The organism is Kitasatospora sp. NPDC127060, assembly GCF_042724935.1.
In the GTDB taxonomy this organism is placed as follows: domain Bacteria; phylum Actinomycetota; class Actinomycetes; order Streptomycetales; family Streptomycetaceae; genus Kitasatospora.
The window spans coordinates 79,909-106,402 of record NZ_JBHXEG010000007.1; the positions used below are offsets into that span (position 1 = coordinate 79,909).

The following is a 26,494-nucleotide window of genomic DNA, read 5'->3' on the forward strand; positions in this document are numbered from 1 at the left end:
GCCTAGACAACCGACCACGTGTTGCGACGACCGCTAGAAACCGCCCCGTGGGAGTCCGGTCCCTTCGAGCCGTGCGGTCGGTCAGACGTTGAAGCGGAACTCCACCACGTCGCCGTCCTGCATGACGTAGTCCTTGCCCTCGATGCGGGCCTTGCCCTTGGCGCGGGCCTCGGCGATGGAGCCGGTCTCGACCAGGTCGTCGAAGGAGATCACCTCGGCCTTGATGAAGCCCTTCTGGAAGTCGGTGTGGATGACTCCGGCGGCCTCGGGGGCGGTGGCGCCCTTCTTGATGGTCCAGGCCCGGGTTTCCTTGGGGCCGGCCGTGAGGTAGGTCTGCAGGCCGAGGGTGTCGAAGCCGACCCGGGCGAGGGTGGCGAGGCCGGGCTCCTCCTGGCCCATGGACTGGAGGAGTTCGAGGGCCTCGGCGTCGTCGAGCTCGATCAGCTCGGACTCGATCTTGGCGCTGAGGAAGATCGCCTCGGCCGGGGCGACCAGCTCGCGCTGGGCGTTCTTGAAGTCCTCGTCGGCCAGCTCGTCCTCGTCCACGTTGAAGACGTAGAGGAAGGGCTTGGCGGTCAGCAGGTGCAGCTCACGGATCGGAGCGGTGTCGAAGCCGGCCTCGAAGAGGGTCTTGCCGGTCTCCAGGACCGCCTGCGCGGCCTCGGCGGCGGCCAGTACGGGGGCGGTCTCCTTCTTGAGGCGCGCCTCCTTCTGGAGCCGCGGCAGAACCTTCTCGATGGTCTGGAGGTCGGCCAGGATCAACTCGGTGTGGATGGTCTCGATGTCGTCCTTGGGCGACACCTTGCCGTCCACGTGCACCACGTCCGGGTCGGTGAAGGCGCGCACGACCTGGCAGATCGCGTCCGACTCGCGGATGTTGGCGAGGAACTTGTTGCCCAGGCCCTCGCCCTCGCTCGCGCCGCGCACGATGCCGGCGATGTCGACGAAGTCGACGGTGGCCGGGAGGATGCGCTGGGAGCCGAAGATCTCGGCGAGCTTGGCCAGCCGCCCGTCCGGGACGCCGACGACGCCGACGTTCGGCTCGATGGTGGCGAACGGGTAGTTGGCCGCCAGCACGTCGTTCTTGGTCAGGGCGTTGAACAGGGTCGACTTGCCGACGTTCGGCAGGCCGACGATTCCGATCGTGAGCGACATGAAGCGCAGTCCCGTGGGCTTGGAGGAGTTGGGTCGGCACCGTACGGGCCGACCCCCAAGTCTACGGGCAGCTCCCCCGGAGGCTCACGCCTCGGTCTGCGCGGGCAGCGGCTCCAGGAACTCCAGCCGGTTGCCCAGCTTGTCGGCGGAGTAGAAGCGGCGGTGGCCGGGGTGGTGGTCGTCCCAGGTCACCTCGTGGCCGTGGGCGGTGAGCCGCTCGGCCAGGGCGTCCAGGGAGCGCACCAGGATGCCCGGGTGCCCCTTCTTCGCCGGGCGGAAGTCCGGGGTGACGCCGAGGTGCACCTCGACCCCGCCGCCGCGGAACCAGCAGCCGCCGCGGGCCGCCAGCACCGGCGGCTTCGCCAGTTCCGTCATGCCGAGCACGCCGGACCAGAAGGCGCGGCACTCGTCCTCGGCGCCGGCCGGGATGTCGAGCTGGACGTGGTCGAGGCGTTCGAAGGTGAATGCGGTGGTCATGCAGTCCCCCGTACGGTGATCAGATGATCATGATGTGTCGACTCGGCCGAGCAGGTCAGCGCCTTGAGTGACGATCACAGGAGTACGCCATCCTGGGACACGGGACAAGACCTGAACGGTCCATTACACAGTGTGGCGATGATCGGACCGTACGTTGGGCGGGTGGAGCAGAGCATCCGTACCCAGCCGCCAGGGCCCAGACGCCGTCCGCCGAACGGCGCGGCCTCGGCCGCCGTCCCCGGCCCCGGCCGGGCGCCCGAGAGCGCCGGAGCCCCCGCGGCTCCCCCCTCCCGGCTGCGCCCGGTGGCCGACCGGCCCGCCGCGCGCCCCGCCCCGAAGCGCCGGCTGCGCGTCTACGGGCGGCGCCGGACCGGTCGGCCGACCCGGCTGACCGCGATCGGCACCGGCGTGGTCGCGGTGCTGGCCACGCTCGCGGTGGCCGGCCTGGACCGGGTGCTCTTCGACGACCTCGGCTGGCTGTTCGGCCTCGGCTACCTGATGGTCTGCTTCCAGCTGGCCGTCCGGGTCCGCTACGCCGACCTGCTGGCCGCCCCGATCAGCGGGCCGATCGCCTTCGCGCTCGGCCTGCTGCTGCTCGCCCCGGTCACCTCCGAGGGCGTCACCGCCCAGGTGGTGGCGCTGGCGACCGGGCTGGCGCTGCGGGCCGGCTGGCTGTTCTCCGGCACCGGGCTGGCCGCGCTGATCGTGCTGGCCCGCTTCGTCGCCCAGCGCCGGTTCCACCGCTCCCGCTGACGGCCCGGCGCGCGGGTGTCAGCCCGCCGCCCGGGCCGCCGCCATGGCCGCCCCGACGATGCCCGCGTCGTTGCGCAGCTCCGCCGGCACCACCCGCGCCCCGCGGTCCTTCAGCAGCGGCAGGAACTTCTCGTGCTTGCGGCTCACCCCGCCGCCGATCACGATCAGCTGCGGCGAGAACAGCATCTCCACCAGGTCCAGGTACTCGTCGACCCGCCCGGCCCACTGCTCCCAGCTCAGGTCGTGCCGCTCCTTGGCGGCCGAGGAGGCCCGGCGCTCGGCGTCCTTGCCGCGCAGCTCCAGGTGGCCCAGCTCGGTGTTGGGCACCAGCGCGCCGTCGACGAAGAGCGCACTGCCGATGCCGGTGCCGAAGGTGAGCACCAGGACCACGCCCCGCTCGCCCCGCCCGGCGCCGTGCGCGGTCTCGGCGAGGCCGGCCGCGTCCGCGTCGTTGAGGACGGTCGCGGGCAGGTCCAGCGCGTCGCGGAACAGCGCCTCGGCGTCCAGACCGATCCAGCCCTTGTCCACGTTGGCCGCGGTCCGGGTGCGGCCGCCGACCACCACACCGGGGAAGGTCAGCCCGACCGGGCCCTGGTGGTCGAAGTGCCGGACCACCTCGCGGACGGCGGCGACCACGGCCTCCGGCTCGGACGGCTGGGGGGTGAGCACCTTGTGCCGCTCCTGGGCGAGCACGCCCCGGGCGAGGTCGACCGGGGCGCCCTTGATGCCCGAACCGCCGATGTCCACGCCGAATACCGCCGTCATCGCTCCACCCTCCGCCGTCCGGCCGCGGACCGGCTCGTCCACAGCCTGTGCACAAAGTTACGAGAGCCCGGGCGGGGGTGCACAGCAAAGAGCACCCCCGGCCCTGGACGGCGAAGGACCCGGCGCCCGCACCGGGCACCGGGTCCGACGTGTTCGGCCGAAACGCGTTACAGCTTGCCCGCCGCCTCGGAGCGCAGGTCGCGGCGCAGCTCCTTGGGCAGCGAGAAGATCAGGTGCTCCTCGGCGGTCTTGACCGTCTCGACCGTCTCGTAACCGCGCGCGGCCAGGAACTCCAGCACGCCGTCGACCAGGATCTCCGGCACCGAGGCGCCGCTGGTCAGGCCGACCGTGGTGACGCCCTCCAGCCAGGACTCCTGGATCTCCTCGGCGAAGTCGACCAGGTGGGCCGCCTTGGCGCCGTACTCCAGGCCGACCTCGACCAGCCGGACCGAGTTGGAGGAGTTCTTGGAGCCGACCACGATCAGCAGGTCGGTCTCCGGGGCCAGCTGCTTGACCGCGACCTGACGGTTCTGGGTCGCGTAGCAGATGTCGTCGCTGGGCGGGCTGACCAGCGCCGGGAAGCGCTTCTTCAGCTCGCCGACGGTGGCCATGGTCTCGTCCACCGACAGCGTGGTCTGGGACAGCCAGACGATCCTGGACTCGTCCCGCACCTGGACGTTGGCGACGTCCTCGGCACCGTCCACCAGGTGGATCCGGTCCGGGGCCTCGCCCATGGTGCCGATGACCTCCTCGTGGCCCTCGTGGCCCACCAGCAGGATGTCGTAGCCCTCGTCGGCGAAGCGCACGGCCTCCTTGTGCACCTTGGTGACCAGCGGGCAGGTCGCGTCGATGGTGGCGAGCTTGCCGGCCCGCGCCTCGTCGTGGACGGCCGGGGCGACGCCGTGGGCGGAGAACACCACGATCGAGCCCTCGGGCACCTCCTCCGTCTCGTCGACGAAGATCGCGCCCTTCTTCTCCAGGGTCTGCACCACGTACTTGTTGTGGACGATCTGCTTGCGGACGTAGATGGGCGCCCCGTACTGCTCCAGGGCCTTTTCCACGGCGATCACGGCGCGGTCGACACCCGCGCAGTAGCCCCGGGGGGCGGCGAGCAGGACACGGCGCTGCGCGGTGTTGGACATGGGTCCATCGTACGGGCGGTCGGGAGGCCCGCCGCCCGGGACGGGGAGCCGCGCCGACGGTGGGCGCTTTCCGGTCGCAAAGGGTTGGAAAGTGATCAAATCTGGTCTCCATGAGCGCTGTGAGCGAGCAGCCGACGCCGAGCGGCCTGCGCCGCACCCTGGGCGTCCGCGATCTGATGGTCTACGGACTGCTGTTCATCGCCCCGATGGCCCCGGTCGGCGTGTTCGGCGTGCTGGACGCCAAGAGCCACGGCGCCGTCGCCACCGTCTACCTGGCGGCGACCGTCGCGATGGGCTTCACCGCCTTCTCGTACGCCCAGATGGTGCGCGCGGTGCCGCAGACCGGCTCGGTGTTCGCCTACGCGCGGGCCGGGCTGGGCGAGGGGCCGGGGTTCGTCGCCGGGTGGATGGCGATGCTGGACTACCTGCTGATCCCCGCGGTGGCCTACCTGTTCTCCGGGATCGCGCTGCACTCGCTGGTGCCGGAGGTCTCCCGCTGGGTGTGGACGGCGGTCGCCGTGGTGGTGACCACGGCGCTCAACCTGATCGGGGTGCGGACGGCGGCCGCGGTCGGCTTCGCCGTGCTCGCGCTGGAGATCGCGGTGCTGGTGGTGTTCGTGGTCGCGGCCGTGGTGGTGCTGGCGCGGGACGGCGCGCGGCGCAGCTGGGACACCCCGTTCACCGCCGTCGGGGACTTCTCGCCGACCGCGGTGCTCTCCGCGGTGTCCGTCGCGGTCCTCTCCTACCTGGGCTTCGACGCGATCGCGACCTTCGTCGAGGAGGCGGTCGGCGCCTCGGCGGCGGTGGCCCGAGCGGTGCTGTGGTGCCTGGCGCTCGCCGGGGTGCTGTTCGTCGTCCAGACCTACCTGGCGGCGGTGCTGGAGCCGACCACCCCGCAGCAGCTGGCCGCCGACCCGGCCGCGCAGGGCTCGGCCTTCTACGACACGGTGGAGGGCGGCGTCGGCCACTGGCTGCACGTGCTGGTGGCGGCCAGCAAGGCGATCGGCGCGGCCTTCGCGGCGCTCGCCGGGCAGGCGGCGGCCGGCCGGCTGGTCTTCGCGATGGGCCGGGAAGGGCGGCTGCCGCGGCTGCTCGGCTCGGTCGACCCGGACAGCGCGGTGCCGCGCCGGGCGCTGCTGGCGGCCGCCGTGGTCACCATGGCGGCGGCGGTCTGGGCGGCCGAGCGGGACGACGGGCTGGACCAGCTGACCTCGGTGGTGAACGTCGGCGCGCTGACCGCGTTCGCGCTGCTGCACGCCTCGGTGGTCGGCTGGTACACCGTCCGGCACGGCTCGCGGGACCGGCTGCGGCACCTGGTCGTCCCGCTGCTGGGGATCGCGGTGATCGGCGCGGTGGTCTACGAGGCCTCCACCACCGCGCAGCTGGTCGGGCTGGTCTGGCTGGCGGTCGGCCTGGTGGTGCTCGGCGTGCAGGGCGCCACGGCGGACGGTGTCGGCGGGCGCCGCTAGCCTCGTACGCATGGCCAACTCCAGCTCCCCCGAAGCCCCGCTCCCGGTCGGCAAGGTCTCCGCGCTGATCGGCGGCTGGATCGACCGGCTCGGCGCGGTGTGGGTCGAGGGGCAGATCACCCAGCTCAGCCGCCGCCCCGGGGCGGGCGTGGTGTTCCTGACCCTGCGCGACCCGCAGGCCGACGTATCGCTCACGGTGACCTGCTTCCGCTCGGTGTTCGACCAGGTCGCGGACGTGGTGCAGGAGGGCTCGCGGGTCGTCGTGCACGCCAAGCCGGAGTGGTACGCGGCGCGCGGGCAGCTGTCGCTGCGGGCCTCGGAGATCCGGCCGGTGGGCCTGGGCGAGCTGCTCGCCCGGCTGGAGCAGCTGAAGCGGCGGCTGGCCGGGGAGGGACTGTTCGCGGAGGCGCGCAAGCAGCGGCTGCCGTTCCTGCCGCAGTGCGTCGGGCTGGTCACCGGGAGGGGCTCGGCGGCCGAGCGGGACGTACTGGAGAACGCCCGGCGGCGCTGGCCTGCCGTGCGCTTCGAGGTGCGCAACGTCCCGGTGCAGGGGGTCAGCGCGGTGGAGCGGGTGAGCGCGGCCGTCCGGGAGCTGGACGAGCACCCCGAGGTGGACGTGATCATCGTGGCCCGCGGCGGCGGCAGCGTGGAGGACCTACTGCCGTTCTCGGACGAGGGGCTGGTGAGGCTGGTCGCGGCCGCCCGTACGCCGGTGGTCAGCGCGATCGGACACGAGCCGGACCAGCCGCTGCTGGACTTCGTCGCCGACCTGCGCGCCTCCACACCGACCGATGCCGCCAAACGGGTGGTTCCGGACGTCGGCGAGGAGCTGGCCAAGGTCCGCCAGCTGCGCGACCGGGCCCGCCGACACGTGCGGTCCCGGGTCGAGCGCGAGCTGCACGGGCTGGACGGGCTGCGCAGCCGCCCGGTGCTGGCCGCCCCGCACCGGATGCTGGACGGCCGCGGCCAGGAGGTGGCTGGCCTGCTGGAGCGGGCCCGGCGCACCCTGCGGCACCGGCTGGACCACGCCCAGAGCGACCTCGGGCACACCCTGGCCCGGGTGGTCGCGCTCTCCCCCTCGGCCACCCTGGAGCGCGGCTACGCGGTGCTGCAGCGGGCCGACGGCTCGGTGGTGACGGATCCGGCGCAGGTCACGGCCGGGGAGGGGCTGCACGCCCGGGTGTCGGGCGGCGGCCTCGACGTCACGGTGGCGCCGGAGCAACGGGACTAGCCGGGGACTGGCCGTGGCCGGCCAGGACCGGTGACGGCTGGTGGGAGCGCGGCCGGGAGGGCGTGATCGAGTGCTCGCCGGACCCGGGTTTCGGCCCGTGGGAGCCGCCCCTGTCGGCGCCAGCCCCTACGCTGGCACGCATGGCAGAGCAGCAGGAGCAGCGGCAGGACGCGGCGGCACCGACCCCGGACGACGCGCTGGGCTACGAGCACGCCCGGGACGCGCTGCTGGACGTGGTCCGGCAGCTGGAGAACGGCGGCACCTCCTTGGAGGAGTCGCTGGCGCTGTGGGAGCGCGGCGAGCAGCTGGCGAAGGTCTGCCAGCGCTGGCTGGACGGTGCCCGGGCCCGGCTGGACGCCGCGTTGGCCGCCGAGGAGGGCGGGGCCCCGGGCGGTGAGTGATCCTCCCGGGCAGCACCCGGTGGGTGTGGGGCAGGTCACAATCACTTGGGGAATCGTTGAATCTTCACCTATGTTGGAGGAATTGATCGGCCGCGCCGGTCACTCCGACGAACCCCCTCCCGCATGAGGTGCAGAAGCATGACCACCGACGCCCTGGTACTCGACGCCGCCGCTCAGGACCTGCTGTTCCGCGAGGCCCGCACCGCGAACACCTTCACCGACGAGCCGGTCACCGAGGAGCAGGTCCAGGCCATCTACGACCTGGTCAAGTACGGCCCGACCGCCTTCAACCAGCAGCCGCTGCGCGTCGTCCTGGTCCGCTCGGCCGAGGGCCGCGAGCGCCTCGTCCAGCACCTGTCGGACGGCAACAAGGCCAAGACCGCCGCCGCCCCGCTGGTCGCCATCCTGGCCGCGGACAACGAGTTCCACGAGGAGCTGCCGACCCAGTTCCCGCACTTCCCGCAGGCCAAGGACGTGTTCTTCTCGGAGCGCGCGGTCCGTGAGCAGTCCGCCAAGCTGAACGGCGCCCTGCAGGCCGCCTACTTCATCATCGGCGTGCGCGCCGCCGGCCTGGCCGCCGGCCCGATGACCGGCTTCGACGGCGAGGGCATCAACAAGGAGTTCTTCGGCGACGGCGAGCACTCGGTGCTGGCCGTGGTCAACATCGGCAAGCCGGGCGATGACGCCTGGTTCCCGCGCTCCCCGCGCCTGGCCTACGACGAGGTCGTCACCACGGTCTGATCCGCGGCGACACGGCGAAGGGCCCGCACCGGTTCGTCCGGTGCGGGCCCGTCCGCGTTCGCGGGGCGGCCGGCCGCTACTTGAGCGCCCGGGCCAGCTCGGCCAGCTCCTCGTAGGAGGCGGTGCCGGTGATCAGGGTGGTCGCCGAACCGGTCTGGACCGCCAGCGCGCGGGCCTTCTCGCCCTGCACCCGGTCCCAACTGTGCCCGGCGGCGTCCGAGGTGCCGTCCGGCTGGGCGCCGGCGACCTTGTCGGCGAGCAGCTTCTCGCGCGGGACGTCGGCCTGCTCGACCGCCGCGTACTGGCCGGAGGGGGTCACGAAACCCAGGTGCCAGGCATTGCCCTTGCCGTTGTTGATGCCGGCCGGCGTGTAGCTGACCGAGGTGGCCCGCCACTTGTCGGACAGCCCGTCCGGGGACAGCAGCGGGTACGGCGCGGCCCGCTTCGCCGAGGCCGCCGCCACCTTGTACTCGACCACGTGCACCGGGTCGCTGTTCGCGTCGTGCGGGAGGAACAGGTAACCGATCCAGACGACGAAACCGACCGCCAGCATCGACAGGACCATGTCCCGTACGGTCTGCCGACCCCTCATGCCCTTGCTCTCTGCAGCCACCCCCTCATGGTGACTCATCCACATTCCACCGGGTCCACCCGGGGTGTGCACGTACGGGTGAAGCGGGACGAACCGGTGGTTTCCGCTCCGGGGTGGCGACCCGCGCCACAGACAGTCATCTCGTGGGCAGATACGATCGCACTACCCTCACCACGGCGTTCGACCTGGCAGTAGTCGGGCGCTCACTGGCCGTCGCGTACAGAGAGGTAACGACGATGACCACGCAGTACCCGCACCACCTTCCCAGTGCCCTGGAGGTCGCGCCCGAGGCTCCGGACCGGAACCTCGCGCTCGAGCTCGTCCGGGTCACCGAGGCAGCGGCGATGGCCGCCGGCCGGTGGGTCGGCCGGGGAGACAAGAACGGAGCCGACGGTGCCGCCGTCAAGGCGATGCGCACCCTCGTCTCGACCGTCTCGATGAACGGCGTGGTCGTCATCGGCGAGGGCGAGAAGGACGAAGCCCCGATGCTCTACAACGGCGAGCGGGTCGGCGACGGCACCGGCGCCGAGTGCGACGTCGCGGTCGACCCGGTGGACGGCACCACGCTGACCGCCAAGGGCATGAACAACGCGGTGGCCGTGCTGGCCGTCGCCGACCGCGGCACCATGTTCGACCCCAGCGCCGTGTTCTACATGGACAAGCTGGTGGCCGGTCCGGAAGCCGCCGACTTCGTCGACATCACCGCCCCGCCGGCCGTCAACATCCGCCGGGTCGCCAAGGCCAAGGGCAGCGCCGTCGAGGACGTCACGGTGGTCGTGCTCGACCGCCCGCGCCACGACGACCTGGTCCGGCAGATCCGCGAGGCGGGCGCCCGGATCAAGTTCATCTCCGACGGCGACGTGGCCGGCGCCATCATGGCCGCTCGCGAGGGCACCGGCATCGACCTGCTGATGGGCGTCGGCGGCACCCCCGAGGGCATCATCGCGGCCTGCGCGATGAAGTGCATGGGCGGTGTCATCCAGGGCCGGCTGTGGCCCAAGGACGAGGCCGAGCGGCAGAAGGCCCTCGACGCCGGGCACGACCTGGACCGGGTGCTCACCACCAACGACCTGGTCAGCGGCGAGAACGTGTTCTTCGTCGCCACCGGCATCACCGACGGCGAGTTGCTTCGCGGCGTCCACTACCGCTCGGAGACCGCCACCACCAGCTCGCTGGTGATGCGCTCCAAGAGCGGCACGATCCGCGAGATCAACTCCGTCCACAAGCTGTCGAAGCTGCGGGCGTACAGCGCGATCGACTTCGACCGGGCCAACTGACCCGGACACCGCGCGGCGCGGCCCCGGCGGAATCCCCCTCCGCCGGGGCCGCGTTGCGTCTCCGGCCGCCGTGGCGGGCGGGCGCGAGCTCGATGCCGGGCGCGATTCGGGTGGCGGGCGCGGTCCGGGTGGCGGGCGCGGTCCCGCCGAGGCCGTCGTCGGGGCGGCCGCCGTACCGGGCCGGTCTTCGGCCCGGCGTCAACCGGCTATCCGGCGCCCGGTCGTGGCCACCCGGGCCGCCTCGCGCAGCTCGGCGTCCCGGCGCCGCCGCCGGGCCAGCACCACCCGCCGCTCGGCCGCCGTCAGCCCGCCCCAGACCCCGTACGGCTCCGGCTGGGCCAGCGCGTGCTCACGGCACTCCAGCAGCACCGGGCAGCGGGCGCACACCTGCTTGGCCTGCTCCTCGCGCGACAGCCGGGCCGCCGTCGGTTCCTTCGAGGGTGCGAAGAACAGCCCTACCTCGTCCCGACGACAGGCCGCACCGGTGTGCCACGGATTGTCCTCGCCCGCGGCCGTGCCCTGGCCGCCGCCCGGGGGTTGCGGCTGCGGGCGGACGGCCGGCCGGCGCTCCAGCAACTGGGCGGCGGCGACTGGCGAGGTGGTGCGGGACTCGATCGGATGCAGCACGGCCGTACTCCTGACGAGGCTCTCGGACACGGGGAACCTCGCTCCCCTGCCGGCTGCGAACCCCCGCTGTCCAACGCCCGGGGCGGCCGCTGGGCCGCCTCCGGTGCACAGCCGTACAAGAAGCGATGTGCGGAAGGAACTACCCCGCCCAGCCGCGATTCATGCACACTGCACGCAATCGACTACGGAGTGCACCGGACACAACGCCGGGTGCCCGGCCGGGAGTTGATTCCCGGCCGGGCACTCGACAGGTCAATTCGGGCTATTCCGTACCGAGTTGCTTGCGGACCCACTCCTTGAGCTTCTTGCCCCGGCGCGGCTTGGCCTCGCAACCGCCGAACAGGGCAAGGCCCTTGACCCGCACGACCGGAGCGTACGGGTCCGCCGCGGTCTGCTCCCGGACGTCGAAGCCGCCGAAGATGCCCACCCCGGAACCGAGCAGGGTCACGTTCTCCGGCACCCGGATGTCGACCCCGCCGAAAACCGCCGTCACGGTGATCTCCACCTCGGGGGACTCGAAGACGGCGTCGGTGAGGTCGATCTCCACCCCGCCGAACGCGGTGAAGGCCGTCAGGTGCGAGCCCACCCGCCAGCGGCCCTTGCGGGAGGCACCGCCGAAGATCGCCACCACCGACGGGGCCTCGTGCCGCGCCGGCGCCAGCGGCCGGGCGGGCGCGGGGGCCGGCGCCGAGGCGTCCAGCGGCGGCTTGTCGAAGGACACCGACCGGTGGGCCGGAAGGTCCCTGGTCAGTGGGACCAGGTCCCCGAAGGTCTTGGCGGCGTACGCGGCCTCGATCCGCTCGGCGTGCTCGTCCGCGTCCAACCGGCCCTCGGCGTAGGCGTCCCGCAGCAGCTCCGCGGTCCGCTCGCGGTCGGCGTCCGAGACCCGCATCTCCGTCTGGGCCACCGGGGCGTTCGCCTCGGGCCTGGGCTGGGGCCTCAGTTCGGCCTGGGGCGTCGGTTCGGCCTGGGGCGTCGGTTCGGGCTGGGACTTCGGTTCGGCCTGGGGCTTCGGTTCGGACTTGGTCGGGGGAACGGGCGCCGGCACCGTCGGCTGCCCCGGGTCGTCCTGCGACGGCGAGTTGTCCACGGCCCAAGCCTAGTCGCTCGCACTGCTGCCCGAGTGAGCCCGGTCACGCAAGGCTGACCTGTCCGCATGCGTCCGGCGGCCGGGTCCTACCCTGGATGGTGCTTCGCCGACGCAGCCGGACCACTGGACCCCTAAGGACCGCCCCGATGGCTCCCACGCCAGACTTCGAGTACAGCGACCTGCTCCCCCTGGGCGCTGACCCGACCCCGTACCGCAAGCTCACCTCCGAGGGTGTCTCCACCTTCGAGGCCGGCGGCCGCACCTTCCTCCAGGTCGAGCCCGAGGCGCTGCGCCTGCTCACCGCCGAGGCGATGCACGACATCTCCCACTACCTGCGCCCCGCGCACCTCGCCCAGCTGCGCCGCATCCTGGACGACCCGGAGGCCAGCCCCAACGACCGCTTCGTCGCGCTCGACCTGCTGAAGAACGTCAACATCTCGGCCGGCGGCATCCTCCCGATGTGCCAGGACACCGGCACCGCGATCGTCATGGGCAAGCGCGGCCAGAACGTGCTCACCTCCGGCGCGGACGAATCCGCCATCGCCCGCGGCGTGTTCGACGCGTACACCAAGCTCAACCTGCGCTACTCCCAGATGGCCCCGGTGACCATGTGGGACGAGAAGAACACCGGCAACAACCTGCCGGCCCAGATCGAGCTGTACGCCACCGACGGCGACGCGTACAAGTTCCTCTTCATGGCCAAGGGCGGCGGCTCGGCCAACAAGTCGTACCTGTACCAGGAGACCAAGGCCATCCTGAACGAGGCCAGCATGCTCTCGTTCCTGGAGCAGAAGATCCGCTCCCTCGGCACCGCCGCCTGCCCGCCGTACCACCTGGCGATCGTGATCGGCGGCACCAGCGCCGAGTTCGCGCTCAAGACCGCCAAGTACGCCTCGGCGCACTACCTGGACAACCTGCCGACCTCCGGCGACGCCAAGACCGGCCACGGTTTCCGCGACCTGGAGCTGGAGGCCAAGGTCACCGAGCTGACCCAGAAGATCGGCATCGGCGCCCAGTTCGGCGGCAAGTACTTCTGCCACGACGTCCGCGTGGTCCGACTGCCGCGCCACGGCGCCTCGCTGCCGGTCGCGATGGCCGTCTCCTGCTCCGCCGACCGCCAGGCGCTCGGCAAGATCACCGCCGAGGGCGTGTTCCTGGAGCAACTGGAGACCGACCCGGCGAAGTACCTGCCGGACACCACCGACGAACACCTCGACGACGACGTGGTGCGCATCGACCTCGACCAGCCGATGTCCGCGATCCGCGCCGAGCTGTCGAAGTACCCGGTCAAGACCCGGCTCTCGCTCACCGGCACGCTCGTCGTCGCCCGCGACATCGCCCACGCCAAGATCAAGGAGCGCCTGGACGCCGGCGAGGGCATGCCCAAGTACCTCCAGGACCACCCGGTCTACTACGCCGGCCCGGCCAAGACCCCCGAGGGCTACGCCTCCGGCTCCTTCGGCCCCACCACGGCCGGCCGGATGGACTCCTACGTCGACCAGTTCCAGGCGGCCGGCGGCTCCATGGTCATGCTCGCCAAGGGCAACCGCAGCAAGCAGGTCACCGACGCCTGCGCCGCCCACGGCGGCTTCTACCTCGGCTCCATCGGCGGCCCGGCCGCCCGCCTCGCCCAGGACTGCATCAAGAAGGTCGAGGTGCTGGAGTACGCCGAGCTCGGCATGGAGGCCGTCTGGCGCATCGAGGTCGAGGACTTCCCGGCCTTCATCGTCGTCGACGACAAGGGCAACGACTTCTTCCGCGAGACCACCGAGGGCCCGCTGATCACCAACCTGCGGGTGCGCTCCAAGGAGTGACCGCCCCCGCCCCGTCCGTCCCACCGCCCCGGTCGCGCCCGCCGCGCCCGGGGCGGTTTTCTCGGGGTGACCTCGCCGGCCACTGGTCCCGCCGGATCGACGACGAACACCGGCGGGTGCACCGGGCCGACGAGAAGGAGGTGAGGATCCTCAGGGCCCGCTACCACTACCGGCAGCCCGGGACCCGGCCGGCCCCTCCTGCCCGCCCTACGCGTCGAAGTCGTACTCCAGGACGTAGGAGGCGGCGTCCAGGATCATCTCGTTGAGCTCGACGACCTGGCCCTCGTCGGCGAAGGCGGTGCGGCAGATCAGGATGACCGGGGTGCCGGCGGAGAGTTCGAGGCGGGCCGCCTCCTCACCGCCGGGCATCCGGGAGCGGACCTCCTCGCGGAAGTGCACGGGCTTGGCGCCGATCTCGGCCAGCCGGGCGTAGGTGCCGCCGGGGCCGGTGTCCTCGCGGGTGATCGCGGTGCCGGCGACCAGGACGGCCGGCAGGTAGGAGGTGGAGAGCAGCACCGGCTTGCCGTCCAGGACGAAGCGGCGGTGCCGCACGCACATCGGGACGCCCGGCTCCACTCCGAGCACCCGGGCCACGTGCTCGGGCGCGCCCTGCTCGGTGACCGACACCTGGTCGACCACCAGGCTGCGGTTGTCGATGTCCGCGGACCATATCGACCGGCCGGAGCCCCACTGGCCCTGCGCCAGCCGCTGGATGCCGCGCCGGCGCAGCGGCCGGAAGTCCCGGACGAACACCCCCGAGCCCTTGCGGGCCTCCACGATGCCCTCGCTCTGCAGCACGCCGAGCGCCTGGCGGGCGGTCATCCGGGCCACGCCGTACTCGTCCATCAGGTCGTTCTCGCCGGGCAGCCGGTCGCCCGCGCGGTAGCGGCCCGCGTCGATGGCCGCCTTCAGGGAGTCGGCGATCCGCTGGTACTTGGGCTGCTTGTCGCCACTGCTGCCGGTCATCGCCGCTCCCTCTCCCTCGGATGAATCGTAGGCGCGCCCGCGGCCGCTGATAAGGAGATACGACCGTTGACATCTCTAGAGATATTAGCTTCTCTAGAGATGTCTGCCAGTCGCTGACAGAGCGAAGGAGCAGTGCGGTGAGCACCCGACAGCGCAACGCCCCGGCCTACCGGCCGCACGTGGGTGAACTCGTCCTCGACCGGAGGACCGGACGCACCGGCATCTACATGGACACCATCGGCGGCGAGCACTACCTGCGCCCCGAGCACGGCGGCCGCGAATGGACCGCCGAACCCCACCACGTCTCACCCGCCCCCGAGCCCCGCGAGTCGACTGAATGAGGCCGGCTCCGTAATTTCGGCAAAATCCAGGCAAACCGCAACATTTGGCGCCCGTAATCCCCTGGTGAATCCAGAATTCCGGAACGCCCCTCGCCTGCCGTCGGGCACGTTACGGACGAGGCCGGTCACGAAGCGTGCACCGCGGACGGTAATCGGGCACCGCAATGGCCCCGCAAACGAATTGGCGCGCACATAACCAACAGCGCCCCCGCGCCCGGAGGGACGCGGGGGCACTCGGCCGACCTCTTTACGGGCAGCCGGAGACGACGTTCTCGGGCTCATAGGTCTTGCCCGGCTCGTCGCCGGCCGGCTTGACGGGCTCGACCACGTGCTCGGCCTCGTCACCGAAGACCTCGTTCCCGAAGGCGTCCTTCCGGTCCGCACTCGGCTCGGAGTACTCGGTCGGGTGCGAGGTCGCGGCCACCGCGCCCTGGACAGCCTGGCCGGCCTCCACAGCGGCAGCCGAAGTCCGCGCCTCGCCCTCGGGCGTCGACGGCACCGGGGTCTCGCTCTGGTCGTTGGCCATTGGGCGGCCGCCTTTCGGTCATCAATTGCCTTCAGCCCGACCTGCTTGGCGCGGGCGCGGGGACAGTATCGTAGGGTTGATTAAATGTCCGATAAACATCGTGGGGCTTGCGGGGCCGTCCGGCGGAGTCGGGCGTCCGCCTAAGCTGAAGCACCGCGGCGGACCGCCGAGCGCCCTCTCACGAGATCAACACCACAGGCTATCGGGGGACTTCATGGAGTTGAGGGAGACACCGCAGGCCCCTGCGCTGCGCTTCCAAGTCCTCGGTCCGGTCCAGGCATGGCTCGACGGCAGGCCTCTTTCCCTCGGGTCCCCCCAGCAGCAAGCCGTCCTGACCACCCTCCTGTTGCAGACCGGCCGTCCGGTCACCACCCAGGACCTCGTCGACGCCCTGTGGGGCGACCGACCGCCGACCCAAGCCGTGGCAGCCCTCCGCACGTACGTCTCCCGACTGCGCTCCGTCATCGAACCCCGCCGGGAGATCCGCAGGCCCTCCGAGGTGCTGGTCTCCATCGCAGACGGTTATGCGCTGCGGATCCCGAACGACGCCCTGGACCTGACGGTCTTCGAGAAGCTGTCCGCCGACGCCGCGGCCGCCCGGGCCTCGGGAGACCAGCACGAGGCGCACCGGCTCCTCACCCAGGCCCTGCAGCTGTTCAGCGGCCGTCCGCTCACCGGAATCCCCGGGCCCTACGCCGACGCCCAACGGCTGCGGCTGGCCGAACGCCAGGTGGCCGCGGCCGAGGAGACCTGCGCCGTCGCCCTCGACATCGGCCTCCACGCCGAGATCATCGGCGACCTCAACATCCTGACGGCCGAACACCCGCTGCGCGAACGACTGCGCGAACTGCTCATGCTGGCGCTGTACCGGTCCGGTCGCCAGGCCGAGGCCCTGGGCGTATACACCGACACCCGCAAGCTGCTCATCGAGGAACTCGGGGTCGAGCCGGGCGCCAGCCTGTCCGCCATGCACTCCCGCATCCTCGCGGGGGACCCGGCGCTGGCCCTCTCGGAGGTGACCGTCTCCGGGACGGCCCGCCGGAACGGTCCCGCCGCGTTCCCCGCGCCCGCCCAGCTCCCCGCCGACGTGTCGGACTTCAGCGGCCGCTCGAACCTGGTGGCCGATCTCTCGACGATCCTGCAGAACGCCACCGGCCAGGCCGTGGTGGTGACCTCGCTGGCCGGGATCGGCGGCGTCGGCAAGACCACCCTCGCCGTCCACGTCGCCCACCGCGTCCGGTCGGAGTTCCCGGACGGTCAGCTGTATGTCGACCTGCGCGGGGCCGGCACCTCTCCGGCAGACCCGGTCGTCGTCCTGGGCGACTTCCTCCACTCACTCGGCGTCACCGAGAGTCCCGACTCACTCGAACAGCGCGCGGCCCTCTACCGCTCCCAGCTCGCCGGCCGACAGATGCTCATCCTGCTGGACAACGCACGGGACGCCGAACAGATCAAGCCGCTGATCCCAGGCGTCTCCGGCTGCGCGGTACTCGCCACCAGCCGGTCCCGACTGGCCGGCATTCCGGGTGCGCAGCTGTTCGACGTGGAGGAGCTGACGCCGGCCGAGGCACTGTCGCTGTTCTCGGCCATCGTCGGGGAAGAGCGGGCCGCCGCCGAGCCGGAGGCCGCCATGGCCGTGGTCAAGGGGTGCGGCTTCCTGCCGCTGGCCGTCCGCATCGCGGCCGCCCGTCTGGCCAGCCGCCCGCGCTGGAGCGTCTCCGACCTGGCCCGCCGGTTAGCCGATCAGAGACGCCGTCTCGACGAACTCCAGCTGGGCAACCTCGCCGTGGAGACGACCATCGGGCTCGGCTACGGACAGCTCTCCGCGGCCGAGGCCCGGGCCTTTCGGCTTCTCTCGTTGATCGACTCCACCGACATCCCGCTGGAGGCGGCAGCCGCGCTGCTCGATCTGGACGAAGACGACGCCGAGGACCTCGCGGAGGCACTGGTCGAAGCGAACATGCTGGAGTGCTTCACCCCGGGCCGCTACCGCTACCACGACCTGCTCCGCCTGTACGCCCAGCGGCAGAACGAACGGATCGGCGACGCCGAGGAACGGGAACAGGCGATTCAGCGGCTGTTCGACCTGCTGATCCCGACCATGCGCAACGCGGCCCAGGCCATCGAACCGGACGACACACTGCCGGAGCTGCTGACGACGCCCGCCCTGCCGGGGATCGACCTGCCGACCAGCCGGTCCGCACAGGACTGGCTGCGGACCGAGGGCGCCCTGCTCCTCAGCGCCGTCGAGACTGCGGCGAACGGTCCCGACGCCCTGCAGCGCTCGGCAGTCGATCTGCTGAACCTGATGTTCAGCATCGACCCGGACCCGACCCGCGGCCCCCGGGGATGCCGGGTCCTGGAGACCATCAGCCAGGACGCGGAACGACGTGGCGACTCGGGGGTGCTCGCCCGAGCCTACTTCGCCCTCGGCACCCTCCAGTCCGTCACCAGCGACTTCCAGGGTGCCGAGCAGTCGCTGCGTCGCAGCCTCGACCACCAGGCACCGGACGAGCCGTCCGTCCTGCTGCTGGCCACGGCCAACACGCTGGGCTGGATCCTGGGCATCGGCAACAGCAAGACCGAGGCGCTGGGGTTCCTCGAACAGGCCCGGGCCACCAGCCAGGCTGTCCGCACACCGACCGCCGAGGCACGGATCGTCGGCAACATGGCCCGGGTGCAGCACTGGCTCGGCATGACCGAGACGGCGATCCAGTCCGCCAGCGACGGTGTATCCGCAGCGCGCGAGTCCAAGAACGGTCCGCTGCTCGCGCAGACGCTGTACCAGCTCGGCGTGGTGCTCACCGGCGCCGAAGCCGTCCCGCACCTGCGGGAGGCGCATCAGCTCTACGAGTCCCAGCGGAACCGGCTCTGGGAGGGCTACACCCTCGCCCGCCTGGCTTCCGCCCTACTCACCGCCGGGCAGCACGCCGAGGCGGCCGAGGCGGCCGGCGCGTCCTTGGCGATCGCGCAGAAGATGGACTCCGCCTACTGCCAGGGCCTGGCCAACGCCGCCCTCGGCGAGGCGTTGCTCGCCCTGGCCCAGCCGGCCCGTGGCCTCGCCTGTCTCCAGGAGGCGCACGCGATCTTCACGCGGCTCGGTGTGCCGGAGGCCTCCCCCGTGGCGGACCTCATCTCCCGACAGCACACCGAGCCCTTCTCTTCTCCCCCCGCGCCGTGAGGCCTCCGCTCCCCAACGGAGCACCTCCCCCGATCCGCGCGTCGGCGCCCCCGCAGCCCCCCGGCTGCGGGAGCGCCCTCAACGCTTCCCCGGCGCTGGATCCCACTGTGCACCCCGCCGATTGACGTTCGATAAACGTCCGATTGTCAGCCTGCGGATCGGCGAAACCGCAGGTCAGCGCCGCTGACCCGGCGCGCCGTCCGGCGTGCGGGGCCGGTCGCACCACCCGGCCCGCACCCCCGTGCTTCCGCGGACCCGGTCCACATCGGCCCAAGCATGACGAGTTGGCCGGAAAGGGACCCCATGGCGCAGTGATCACGCATATTCTCAGATGCCAGTACGCACACGAGTGTCTGCCGGCAACGTGTCGGGGTGCAGGCCGTCAGTGTGATGCGGGGAGCGTGACGTACCGCCACCGGCAGCGGCCCAGGAGGCTGCGGAGGAGCCGACCGGAGGCCACGGGTGGAAGGGTGCCTCTCAACGTGACGACCGGACAGATATCCGACGCGTTCCCGGTCGGCGAGGACGCCGGCGACGACGGGCCCGACGTGCGACGACGCCGGGCGGCCCGGGCCCTGCAGGCGGTCGCCTTCGACACCATCGGCGCCGGGTACGGCGAGGCGTTCCCGGCCAAGGACGGGCAGCTGGAGTGCGGCCGGCAGCTGCTCGCCGAGCTCGAACCCGGGGCCCGGGTGCTGGACGTGGGCTGCGGCACCGGTGAGCCGACCGTCCGCCAGCTGACCGCCGGCGGGCTGCGGGTGACCGGGATGGACCTCTCCGACGGGATGCTCACGCTGGCCCGGCAGGACCGGACCGCGGGCCCGTACCCGGCCGAGTTCCACCGCATCGACCTCTACGATCTGGCCACCGAGCGCGCCGACCGGGTCTGGGGCGCGCCCGGGCTGGGGCCGGCGGGCCGCGGCGCCTTCGCCGCCGTCACCGCGTTCTTCTCACTGATCCTGCTGCCGCAGGACGAGATCCCGACCGTGCTCGGCCGGCTGCGCGAACTGCTGCGGCCCGGCGGACTGCTGGTGCTCGGTATGGTCGAAGCGGACCTGGATCACGTTCCGCTTCCGTTCCTTGGCAGAGAGCTGCGGATCAGTGGGTATCTGAGGGAGGATCTGGAACGGGTTCTGGTCGCGGCCGGTTTCGCCGTCGAGGAGTGCTCGGGGCATCCGTACGCGCCGGCCAGTACCACGCTGCCGCCGGAGGAACAGCTGTTCCTGTGCTGTCGACGCGTCGGCTGACCGACCAGAGGACCAGCACAGCCCATCGACACACACACCTCCCGACCACACCGAATCCAGGACAGGCAGCCGTGCGCGACCAGCTCAAGACCGAGGCGGAGCAGCCGCCCGCCGTCCCGGGCCAGCGCAGCATGGTCCCGATCAGGGCGCACCCCCCGGCGAAGCCGCCGACCTCCCGGCCGGACCACGCCAGGTCGCCGGAAGGAGCGGCGGAACGGGCGGCGGAACGGGTGGCGGACCGCCTCGCCTACCTCGACGCGGCGACCCGGCGGATCAACAGCGCCCTCGACCTGGCCGCGACCCTGCGCAACATCGGTCGGGTGCTGGTGCCGACGCTCGCCGACGCGGCCGTCGTCCACCTGCGCGATCCGCTGCCCAACGTCGAGCGCGAACCCGGCTTCCCGGAGGAGCTGCGGATACACCACAGCACCGGCACCCGGATCGGCCGCCGCGGCCGCAAGAGCGGCGCGGACGACCGGCACCGCTCGCGCTTCGGCTCCCGCTCGACCGCCGACACCGGCCCGGCCACCCCGGTCACCCGCGGCGGCGCGCTGGCGCACATCCTGCTGAGCCGTCGTCCCGCCGAGTCGGCCGTCCTCGGCACACCCGCCGCCGAGCGCACCGAGGCGCTGCTGCGCGAGCTGTACGGCACCCGCGGGCTGGCCCGGCTGGCCGCCGGCACCTCGGTGGTGGCCCTGCCGCTGCGCGGCCGCAAGGCCGTCCTCGGCCTGCTGGTGCTGATCCGCCGACCCCCTGAACGCACCGGCCGCCCGGCCTTCGACGCGACGGACACCGCGACCGCCGCGCACCTGGCGACCCAGGCCGGGCTGGCCGTGGACACCGCGCTGCGGTACGCCCGCGAGTGGGAGATAGCCAACGAACTCCAGCGCAGCATGCTGCCGTTGCGGCTGCCGCAGTCGCACGGGGTCCGGCTCGCCCAGCGCTACCTGCCCGGTGAGCGCGGCGCGCAGGTCGGCGGCGACTGGTACGACGCCGTGCCGCTGCCCGGCAACCGGGTCGCCCTGATCGTCGGCGACGTGATGGGCCACTCGCTCACCTCGGCCGCCATCATGGGCCAACTCCGCACCAGCGCCCAGACCTTGGCCGCACTCGACCTGCCGCCGCACGAGGTGCTCTACCACCTGGACGAACAGGCCCAGCGGCTCGGCCGCGAACAGCACCTGGCCACCTGCGTGTACGCGGTGTACGACCCGATCGCCAACCGGGTGGTGCTGGCCAACGCCGGGCACGTCCCGCCCGTGCTGGTCCGCCCGGACGGCACGGCCGAGTTGGTGGAGCTGGACTCCGGGGCGCCGATCGGGGTCGGCGGGGTGGACTTCAACTCGGTCGAACTGCCCGCACCGCCCGGCTCGGCGCTGCTGCTGTTCACCGACGGCCTGGTGGAGACCCGCAGCCGCCCGCTCAGCGACGGCCTGGAGGTGCTCCGCGCGCGGATCGCGGCCGCCCGCTGGCAGTCTCCCGAGCAGCTCTGCCAGGAGGCGCTGCGGATCCTGCCGCCCGGGGACCGCGGCGACGACATCGCCCTGCTGGGCGCCTGCTTCGACGGCATCCCGGCCGGGGACGTCGCGCACTGGTACCTGCAGCCGCGCAACGAGACGCCCGGCCGGGCCCGGCGGCTGGCGGCGCACACCCTGCGCCGCTGGGGGCTGGACGGGCTGAGCGAGGCGACCGAGCTGATGGTCAGCGAACTGGTGACCAACGCCGTCCAGCACGCGACCCGGCCGGTCACCCTGAGCCTGGTGCGCACCACCCGGCTGCGCTGCGAGGTCGGCGACGACAGCCCGCTGCTGCCGCGCCCGCGCCGTACCGGCCCGGAGGACGAACGCGGGCGCGGGCTGCAGATAGTGGCCCGGTGCGCGGACCGCTGGGGCGCCACCCGGCTGGGCACCGGCAAGGTGGTCTGGTTCGAGCAGCGGCTGCCGCAGTAGCGGCGGGCCCGGCGGGGCGGACCCCGCCGGGCACCGCGGTCACACTCCGACGGGCACCGCGGTCACACTCCCACGGGCTCCCTGGCCCGCTCCTCCTCCAGCCGGGCGATCAGCTGCTCGCCCTCCATGTCGACCTTCGGCACGACCTTCTCCAGCCGCTTCGGGAACCACCAGGCCGCCTTGCCGAACAACGCCATGGCGGCCGGTACCAGCGCCATCCGCACCACGAAGGCGTCCACCAGCACGCCCACCGCGAGGGCGAAGCCGATCGGCTGGACGATCGGGTCGTGTCCGAGGACGAAGGCGCCGAACACCGAGATCATGATCAGCGCGGCCGCCGTCACCACCCGGGCGCCGCCCTTCACCCCGCCGACGACCGCCTCGCGCGGTGCCTTGCCGTGGACGTGCTGCTCCTTCATCCCGGAGACCAGGAACAGCTCGTAGTCCATCGCCAGCCCGAACAGCACGCCGATCAGCAGGATCGGCACGAAGCTGACCACCGGGCCGACCTTCGGCACGTCGATCAGGCCGTCCAGCCAGCCCCACTGGTAGACCGCGACCACCGCGCCGAGCGAGGCCAGGATGCTGAGCAGGAAGCCCAGCACCGCCTTGAGCGGCACCAGCACCGAGCGGAAGGCCAGCGCGAGCAGCACCAGGGCGATGCCGACGATCACCGCGACGAACGGCGGCAGGGCCTGGCCGAGCTTGGTGGAGACGTCGATGTTGGCGGCGGTGGTGCCGGTGACGGCGATGCTCGCGCCGGTGGCGGCCCTGAGCCCGTCGCGCTGGTCGCGGATCTCCTTGACCAGGGTCTCGGTGGCCTTGTCGTCCGGACCGGTCTTCGGGATGACCGGCACCAGGGCGGTACCGCTCGCCTGGTCGACCTTGGGCGGCAGCAGGGTCTGCACACCCTTCAGGCCCTGCAGCCGGCCGGCCACCTCCTGCACCGCCTGTTCAGGCTTCGGCGTGCCGTGGGCGTCCACGACCACCACCAGCGGCGCGTTGAAACCCGCCCCGAAGCCTGCGCTGACCAGGTCGTACGCCTTGCGGGCGTCCGTCCCGACGGCCTGTGAACCACCGCCCGGCAAGCCGAGGTTCAGGCTCGCGGCGGGAACCGCGAGGGCACCCAGTCCGGCCAGGCCGACCAGCAGCACGGGCAGTGGGCGGCGGACCACGAAGCGGGCCCAGCGCTCGCCGAGGGTGACTTTGCCGTGGGTGGTCAGCGCCCGCTTCCAGATCGGCAACCGGTCGATCGCGCGGCCGGTGAAGCCCAGCACCGCGGGCAGCAGCGTGATCGCGACCAGGACGGCCACCACGACGGCGCCGGAGGCGGCCAGGCCCATCACGGTGAGGAACGGGACGCCGGCGACGGCGAGTCCGGCCAGCGCCACGACCACGGTCAGGCCGGCGAAGACGACGGCGCTGCCGGCGGTGGCGGTGGCCCGGGCGGCGGACTCCTCCGGCTCCAGGCCCTCGTCCAGGTGACGGCGGTAGCGGAACAGGATGAACAGCGCGTAGTCGATGCCGACCGCGAGGCCGACCATCAGCGCGAGCACCGGGGCGGTGGTGATGATCTCGAACGAGCCGGTCAGCGCCAGCAGTCCGGCCATCGCGACGGCGACGCCGACCAGCGCGGTCAGCAGCGGCAGCCCGGCCGCGACCAGGGTGCCGAGGGTGATCACCAGCACCACGCCGGCCACCACCAGGCCGATCGCCTCGGAACCGCCCTCGATCTGGGCGAACCGGTTGTACGCGTCGCCGCCGAAGGCCACCTCCAGTCCGGCCGCGCGGGCCGGCTCGGCGGCGGCCTTGACCGCGTCGCGCTGCCGGTCGGTGACATCGGCGAGCTTGTGGTCGAAGGAGACCAGCGCGATCGCGACCCTGCCGTCCGGGGAGACGGCTCCGGTGGCGTACGGGTCGGGCACCGCGGCCACGCCGGGGACGTGGGCGATCCGGGCGACCGCCTCGCCGACCGCCTTGCCCGCCTCGGGCGAGGTCATGCCGCCGGACGCCCCGGCCGCGAAGACCACCTGGGCCGAGCCGTGACCCTGCTCGGGGAAGGTGCCCTTGATCCGGTCCAGGGTGGCCTGGGCCTCGGTGCCCGGGACCTTGAACTCGTCGCTGGTCTTGCCCGCGAAGGCGCCCGCGGCCCCGCCGATGGCGATCAGCAGCGCGATCCAGACGGCCAGGACGGCGCGCCTCCTCCGGAAGCAGTGGCGGCCCAATCGGTACAGGTACGTGGCCAAAGGTCTGACCCCTCGGGTGCGGTCGGCGGACAGGCGGGTGCCTGAGCGAACCCCTCCCACGGTAGACCCAACTTTGTCGGGTGACAAAGTTGGCCGACAAAATCGATCGACACAGTTGTCCGACCATGGCGCTACCCTGGCTGGATGGCTCATGTCCCCGCCTCCGAACGCCGACCCCAGCTGGTCCGGGCCGCGATCGACCTGATGACCCGGGAGGGCGTCGCGGCCGGCAGCACCCGCGCGATCGCGGCCGAGCTGGGCGTCGCCCAGGCGACGGTGCACTACACCTTCGGCACCAAGAAGGACCTCTACCGGGCCGTCGTCGAGGAGGTGGCCGCCCAGTTCATCGACCAGGTGCGCGCCGCCTCCGCCGGTGACGGCCCGTTCGGCGAACAGGTCCGCACCCTGGTGCACGCGCTCTGGGACGCCGCCACCGGCGAGGAGGGGCGCTGCGTCCTGCTCAGCGAGTTCGAGACGCTGGCGATGCGCGACCCGGACGTGCGGGAGATCATGCTCGGGCTGCAGCTCGCCATGGAGGGCACCGCCACCGAGATGCTCACCGCCCTCGCCGCCGCCCACGGACTCACCCTGGCACTGCCCGCCGACCGGATCGCCGCCCACTTCCTCACCGGCTTCGACGGGCTGACCGCCCGCCAGCTGATCCGGCGCCACCCGGACGGACAGCCCGACCCGGGGACCCTGGCGGCACTGGACCTGCTGGTGGCGACCACGGTCGGGCTCTGCCTCGGCGCCCCGGCGGCCTAGGCCCCTTCCCCTCCCCCGTCTCCCCCGTCTCCCCCGTCTCCCCCGTCGACGATCCGGACCGGCAGTTCGGCCAGCACCTCGCGCAGCGCCGCACCGAAGCGCTCGTACTCGGCACTGCGGGCCGAACCCGGCCGGGTGGCCAGCCCGATCCGGCGGCCGGGCGCCGGGGCGGCGAAGCGGACGGCGGCCAGCCGGTCGGTGCGCCCGGCCTCGACGTCCAGCGCGGTGGCCGGCAGCAGCGTCACCCCGAGGCCCCCGGCGACGAGTTGGACCAGGGTGGACAGGCCCGCCGCACGGGTGGTGGAGCCGGCCGGGTCGGCGCCGACCTCGCGGCAGATGTCGAGGGCCTGGTCACGCAGGCAGTGGCCCTCCTCCAGCAGCAGCACGTCCAGGTCGAGCAGCACGTCGCGCGGGACGTCGATCCGCCCGGCGAGCGGGTGCTCGGGCGGGGTGACCAGCACGAAGTCCTCGTCGAACAGCGGGATGTCCCGGGTCGGCGAGGATCCGCCGGCCGGGAGAGCGAGCAGCAGGACGTCCAGCCGCCCGGCGGCCAGCCCCTCCAGCAGCGAGGGGGTGCGCTCCTCGTGGACGTGCAGCTCCAGCTCCGGGAAGCGGTCGCGGACCAGCCGCAGCACGATGGGCAGCAGGTACGGTGCGACGGTCGGGATCACCCCGAGGTGCAGCGGTCCGGTGAACGGACGGCGGGCGGCCTCGACCTCCTCGGTGAGGGCCTGCAGCGAGGCGAGCACCCGGCGCGCGTGCCCGTGCACACGCTCCCCCAGGGGAGTGACGATCACCTTGCGCGTCGTACGCTCGACGAGCTGGGCGCCCAGCGACTCCTCCAGCGCCGCGACCGCCCCGGACAGCGCCGGCTGGCTGGTCCCGGTCGCGGCGGCGGCCTCCCGGAAGTGCCGGTGCTCGGCCACCGCGACGAAGGCCCTGAGCTGGGCGACCGTCGGGGTGCGCGGACTGCGCGCTGTGGCGCTCCCCACAGTCGGCTCGGGTTTGCCGGCGGCGCCCCTGCGGGGGCGGGGCCGGGACGTGGGCGGTTCGGTACTGATAACAATCTCCGATCAGACACATCCAGTGTAGCTATTTCCCTGATCAGTCCACGATGTGGAATTCTGGGTCGTGTCCGGAATCCGGACAAAACTCCCCGCAGTCTCATCTTCTGGAGAAGCGAACGTGCTCACGATCGGCGACAAGTTCCCCGAGTTCGACCTCAAGGCCTGCGTCGACCTGGACGCCGCGAACGCCTTCGCCGACATCGACCACAAGACCTACGAGGGCAAGTGGAAGATCGTCTTCTTCTGGCCGATGGACTTCACCTTCGTCTGCCCGACCGAGATCGCCGCGTTCGGCAAGCTGAACGACGAGTTCGCCGACCGTGACGCCCAGATCCTCGGCGTCTCCGGCGACTCCGAGTTCGTGCACCACGCCTGGCGCAAGGACCACAAGGACCTGCGCGACCTGCCCTTCCCGATGCTGGCCGACATCAAGCACGACCTGATGCGCGCCTGCGGCGTCGAGGGCGAGGACGGCACCGCCCAGCGCGCCGTGTTCATCGTCGACCCGAACAACGAGATCCAGTTCGTCATGGTCACCGCCGGCTCCGTCGGCCGTAACCCCAAGGAGGTCCTGCGGGTGCTGGACGCCCTGCAGACCGACGAGCTGTGCCCGTGCAACTGGACCAAGGGCGAGGACACCCTCGACGCCCAGGCCCTGCTGGCGGGCTGACC

General features: G+C 72.2%; 25 protein-coding genes. 14 read left to right on the forward strand and 11 right to left on the reverse strand.

Annotation, left to right across the window (positions count from 1 at the left end; all coding sequences use genetic code 11):
* Positions 1 to 81 precede the first annotated feature (81 nt).
* The gene (ychF, locus tag ACFWIS_RS06580; protein ID WP_380453901.1) at positions 82 to 1,155 is read right to left on the reverse strand and encodes a redox-regulated ATPase YchF; all 1,074 of its coding nucleotides are present in this window, start codon (positions 1,153 to 1,155) and stop codon (positions 82 to 84) included.
* Positions 1,156 to 1,239: 84 nt separating this feature from the next.
* On the reverse strand, positions 1,240 to 1,632 hold the full coding sequence (locus ACFWIS_RS06585) for a VOC family protein (RefSeq protein ID WP_380453899.1): 393 nt from the start codon (positions 1,630 to 1,632) through the stop codon (positions 1,240 to 1,242).
* Between the two features lie 162 nt (positions 1,633 to 1,794).
* Here ACFWIS_RS06585 and ACFWIS_RS06590 point away from each other — a divergent pair, with 162 nt between their 5' ends.
* Positions 1,795 to 2,385 carry a DUF6542 domain-containing protein gene (locus ACFWIS_RS06590; RefSeq protein ID WP_380453897.1) on the forward strand — a complete coding sequence of 197 codons (591 nt, stop codon included), beginning with the start codon at positions 1,795 to 1,797 and terminating at the stop codon, positions 2,383 to 2,385.
* A gap of 18 nt (positions 2,386 to 2,403) precedes the next feature.
* On the opposite strand, the gene ppgK is transcribed toward ACFWIS_RS06590, so the two are convergent.
* On the reverse strand, positions 2,404 to 3,150 hold the full coding sequence (gene ppgK, locus ACFWIS_RS06595; RefSeq protein WP_380453895.1) for a polyphosphate--glucose phosphotransferase: 747 nt from the start codon (positions 3,148 to 3,150) through the stop codon (positions 2,404 to 2,406).
* 167 nt (positions 3,151 to 3,317) lie between these two features.
* On the reverse strand, positions 3,318 to 4,292 hold the full coding sequence (locus ACFWIS_RS06600) for a 4-hydroxy-3-methylbut-2-enyl diphosphate reductase (RefSeq protein ID WP_380453893.1): 975 nt from the start codon (positions 4,290 to 4,292) through the stop codon (positions 3,318 to 3,320).
* A gap of 110 nt (positions 4,293 to 4,402) precedes the next feature.
* Between ACFWIS_RS06600 and ACFWIS_RS06605 the strand changes: the two genes are divergently transcribed.
* The 4 genes from ACFWIS_RS06605 (at position 4,403) to ACFWIS_RS06620 (ending at position 8,134) form a co-directional block, all read left to right on the forward strand.
* On the forward strand, positions 4,403 to 5,761 hold the full coding sequence (locus ACFWIS_RS06605; protein WP_380453891.1) for an APC family permease: 1,359 nt from the start codon (positions 4,403 to 4,405) through the stop codon (positions 5,759 to 5,761).
* 10 nt (positions 5,762 to 5,771) lie between these two features.
* Positions 5,772 to 6,992, forward strand: a complete 1,221-nt coding sequence (gene xseA, locus ACFWIS_RS06610; RefSeq protein ID WP_380453889.1) for an exodeoxyribonuclease VII large subunit — start codon at positions 5,772 to 5,774, stop codon at positions 6,990 to 6,992.
* Between the two features lie 140 nt (positions 6,993 to 7,132).
* Complete coding sequence (locus ACFWIS_RS06615) at positions 7,133 to 7,393, forward strand: exodeoxyribonuclease VII small subunit (protein ID WP_380453887.1); 261 nt, start codon at positions 7,133 to 7,135, stop codon at positions 7,391 to 7,393.
* A gap of 138 nt (positions 7,394 to 7,531) precedes the next feature.
* Positions 7,532 to 8,134, forward strand: coding sequence for a malonic semialdehyde reductase (locus tag ACFWIS_RS06620; RefSeq protein WP_380453885.1), 603 nt, complete (start codon positions 7,532 to 7,534; stop codon positions 8,132 to 8,134).
* Positions 8,135 to 8,210: 76 nt separating this feature from the next.
* Here the strand turns inward: ACFWIS_RS06620 and ACFWIS_RS06625 are convergent, their stop codons facing one another.
* Positions 8,211 to 8,747 (reverse strand): DUF4245 domain-containing protein, encoded by a 537-nt coding sequence (locus ACFWIS_RS06625; protein WP_380453883.1) that lies wholly within the window; start codon positions 8,745 to 8,747, stop codon positions 8,211 to 8,213.
* A gap of 215 nt (positions 8,748 to 8,962) precedes the next feature.
* Between ACFWIS_RS06625 and glpX the strand changes: the two genes are divergently transcribed.
* Complete coding sequence (glpX, locus tag ACFWIS_RS06630) at positions 8,963 to 10,003, forward strand: class II fructose-bisphosphatase (RefSeq protein ID WP_188309604.1); 1,041 nt, start codon at positions 8,963 to 8,965, stop codon at positions 10,001 to 10,003.
* A 198-nt stretch (positions 10,004 to 10,201) separates the two neighbouring features.
* Here glpX and ACFWIS_RS06635 read toward each other — a convergent pair whose 3' ends face one another.
* Together ACFWIS_RS06635 and ACFWIS_RS06640 are read right to left on the reverse strand one after the other, a co-directional pair.
* Positions 10,202 to 10,579, reverse strand: a complete 378-nt coding sequence (locus ACFWIS_RS06635; protein ID WP_380453915.1) for a WhiB family transcriptional regulator — start codon at positions 10,577 to 10,579, stop codon at positions 10,202 to 10,204.
* A 313-nt stretch (positions 10,580 to 10,892) separates the two neighbouring features.
* Positions 10,893 to 11,720, reverse strand: coding sequence for a DUF1707 domain-containing protein (locus ACFWIS_RS06640; protein WP_380453881.1), 828 nt, complete (start codon positions 11,718 to 11,720; stop codon positions 10,893 to 10,895).
* Positions 11,721 to 11,866: 146 nt separating this feature from the next.
* Here ACFWIS_RS06640 and ACFWIS_RS06645 point away from each other — a divergent pair, with 146 nt between their 5' ends.
* Positions 11,867 to 13,534 (forward strand): fumarate hydratase, encoded by a 1,668-nt coding sequence (locus ACFWIS_RS06645; protein WP_380453879.1) that lies wholly within the window; start codon positions 11,867 to 11,869, stop codon positions 13,532 to 13,534.
* Complete coding sequence (locus ACFWIS_RS06650) at positions 13,531 to 13,800, forward strand: type II toxin-antitoxin system YoeB family toxin (protein ID WP_380453877.1); 270 nt, start codon at positions 13,531 to 13,533, stop codon at positions 13,798 to 13,800. The genes ACFWIS_RS06645 and ACFWIS_RS06650 overlap by 4 nt, the downstream gene beginning before the upstream one ends.
* On the opposite strand, the gene ACFWIS_RS06655 is transcribed toward ACFWIS_RS06650, so the two are convergent.
* Positions 13,742 to 14,500, reverse strand: coding sequence for a GntR family transcriptional regulator (locus tag ACFWIS_RS06655; RefSeq protein ID WP_380453875.1), 759 nt, complete (start codon positions 14,498 to 14,500; stop codon positions 13,742 to 13,744). The genes ACFWIS_RS06650 and ACFWIS_RS06655 overlap by 59 nt on opposite strands.
* Before the next feature lie 137 nt (positions 14,501 to 14,637).
* On the opposite strand from ACFWIS_RS06655, the gene ACFWIS_RS06660 reads away from it, so the two are divergent.
* Complete coding sequence (locus ACFWIS_RS06660; protein WP_380453873.1) at positions 14,638 to 14,841, forward strand: hypothetical protein; 204 nt, start codon at positions 14,638 to 14,640, stop codon at positions 14,839 to 14,841.
* A 247-nt stretch (positions 14,842 to 15,088) separates the two neighbouring features.
* Here the strand turns inward: ACFWIS_RS06660 and ACFWIS_RS06665 are convergent, their stop codons facing one another.
* Positions 15,089 to 15,367: a hypothetical protein gene (locus ACFWIS_RS06665; RefSeq protein WP_380453871.1), complete on the reverse strand. Its 279-nt coding sequence runs from the start codon at positions 15,365 to 15,367 to the stop codon at positions 15,089 to 15,091.
* Positions 15,368 to 15,581: 214 nt separating this feature from the next.
* Between ACFWIS_RS06665 and ACFWIS_RS06670 the strand changes: the two genes are divergently transcribed.
* From ACFWIS_RS06670 to ACFWIS_RS06680, 3 genes are all read left to right on the forward strand, one after another.
* Positions 15,582 to 18,548, forward strand: a complete 2,967-nt coding sequence (locus ACFWIS_RS06670; RefSeq protein WP_380453869.1) for a BTAD domain-containing putative transcriptional regulator — start codon at positions 15,582 to 15,584, stop codon at positions 18,546 to 18,548.
* Positions 18,549 to 19,030: 482 nt separating this feature from the next.
* Positions 19,031 to 19,795, forward strand: coding sequence for a methyltransferase domain-containing protein (locus tag ACFWIS_RS06675; RefSeq protein ID WP_380453867.1), 765 nt, complete (start codon positions 19,031 to 19,033; stop codon positions 19,793 to 19,795).
* 71 nt (positions 19,796 to 19,866) lie between these two features.
* The gene (locus tag ACFWIS_RS06680; protein WP_380523496.1) at positions 19,867 to 21,744 is read left to right on the forward strand and encodes a SpoIIE family protein phosphatase; all 1,878 of its coding nucleotides are present in this window, start codon (positions 19,867 to 19,869) and stop codon (positions 21,742 to 21,744) included.
* A gap of 62 nt (positions 21,745 to 21,806) precedes the next feature.
* On the opposite strand, the gene ACFWIS_RS06685 is transcribed toward ACFWIS_RS06680, so the two are convergent.
* Entirely contained in the window at positions 21,807 to 23,990 is a 2,184-nt protein-coding gene (locus ACFWIS_RS06685) for an MMPL family transporter (RefSeq protein ID WP_380453863.1), read from the reverse strand.
* Between the two features lie 144 nt (positions 23,991 to 24,134).
* Here ACFWIS_RS06685 and ACFWIS_RS06690 point away from each other — a divergent pair, with 144 nt between their 5' ends.
* Positions 24,135 to 24,755, forward strand: a complete 621-nt coding sequence (locus ACFWIS_RS06690; RefSeq protein WP_380453861.1) for a TetR/AcrR family transcriptional regulator — start codon at positions 24,135 to 24,137, stop codon at positions 24,753 to 24,755.
* On the opposite strand, the gene ACFWIS_RS06695 is transcribed toward ACFWIS_RS06690, so the two are convergent.
* Complete coding sequence (locus ACFWIS_RS06695; RefSeq protein WP_380453859.1) at positions 24,752 to 25,747, reverse strand: LysR substrate-binding domain-containing protein; 996 nt, start codon at positions 25,745 to 25,747, stop codon at positions 24,752 to 24,754. The genes ACFWIS_RS06690 and ACFWIS_RS06695 overlap by 4 nt on opposite strands.
* 193 nt (positions 25,748 to 25,940) lie before the next feature.
* On the opposite strand from ACFWIS_RS06695, the gene ACFWIS_RS06700 reads away from it, so the two are divergent.
* On the forward strand, positions 25,941 to 26,492 hold the full coding sequence (locus ACFWIS_RS06700; RefSeq protein ID WP_380453857.1) for a peroxiredoxin: 552 nt from the start codon (positions 25,941 to 25,943) through the stop codon (positions 26,490 to 26,492).
* The last annotated feature ends 2 nt before the right edge of the window (positions 26,493 to 26,494 follow it).

What these genes read in the sequence shown, in the direction of transcription:
- ACFWIS_RS06605 (WP_380453891.1), top strand. Translation starts at nt 4,403, where the DNA reads ATGAGCGCTGTGAGCGAGCAGCCGACGCCGAGCGGCCTGCGCCGCACC.
- ychF (WP_380453901.1), bottom strand. Translation starts at nt 1,155, where the DNA reads ATGTCGCTCACGATCGGAATCGTCGGCCTGCCGAACGTCGGCAAGTCG.
- glpX (WP_188309604.1), top strand. Translation starts at nt 8,963, where the DNA reads ATGACCACGCAGTACCCGCACCACCTTCCCAGTGCCCTGGAGGTCGCG.
- ppgK (WP_380453895.1), bottom strand. Translation starts at nt 3,150, where the DNA reads ATGACGGCGGTATTCGGCGTGGACATCGGCGGTTCGGGCATCAAGGGC.
- ACFWIS_RS06585 (WP_380453899.1), bottom strand. Translation starts at nt 1,632, where the DNA reads ATGACCACCGCATTCACCTTCGAACGCCTCGACCACGTCCAGCTCGAC.
- ACFWIS_RS06600 (WP_380453893.1), bottom strand. Translation starts at nt 4,292, where the DNA reads ATGTCCAACACCGCGCAGCGCCGTGTCCTGCTCGCCGCCCCCCGGGGC.
- ACFWIS_RS06690 (WP_380453861.1), top strand. Translation starts at nt 24,135, where the DNA reads ATGGCTCATGTCCCCGCCTCCGAACGCCGACCCCAGCTGGTCCGGGCC.
- ACFWIS_RS06615 (WP_380453887.1), top strand. Translation starts at nt 7,133, where the DNA reads ATGGCAGAGCAGCAGGAGCAGCGGCAGGACGCGGCGGCACCGACCCCG.
- ACFWIS_RS06670 (WP_380453869.1), top strand. Translation starts at nt 15,582, where the DNA reads ATGGAGTTGAGGGAGACACCGCAGGCCCCTGCGCTGCGCTTCCAAGTC.
- ACFWIS_RS06620 (WP_380453885.1), top strand. Translation starts at nt 7,532, where the DNA reads ATGACCACCGACGCCCTGGTACTCGACGCCGCCGCTCAGGACCTGCTG.
- ACFWIS_RS06655 (WP_380453875.1), bottom strand. Translation starts at nt 14,500, where the DNA reads ATGACCGGCAGCAGTGGCGACAAGCAGCCCAAGTACCAGCGGATCGCC.
- xseA (WP_380453889.1), top strand. Translation starts at nt 5,772, where the DNA reads ATGGCCAACTCCAGCTCCCCCGAAGCCCCGCTCCCGGTCGGCAAGGTC.
- ACFWIS_RS06645 (WP_380453879.1), top strand. Translation starts at nt 11,867, where the DNA reads ATGGCTCCCACGCCAGACTTCGAGTACAGCGACCTGCTCCCCCTGGGC.
- ACFWIS_RS06665 (WP_380453871.1), bottom strand. Translation starts at nt 15,367, where the DNA reads ATGGCCAACGACCAGAGCGAGACCCCGGTGCCGTCGACGCCCGAGGGC.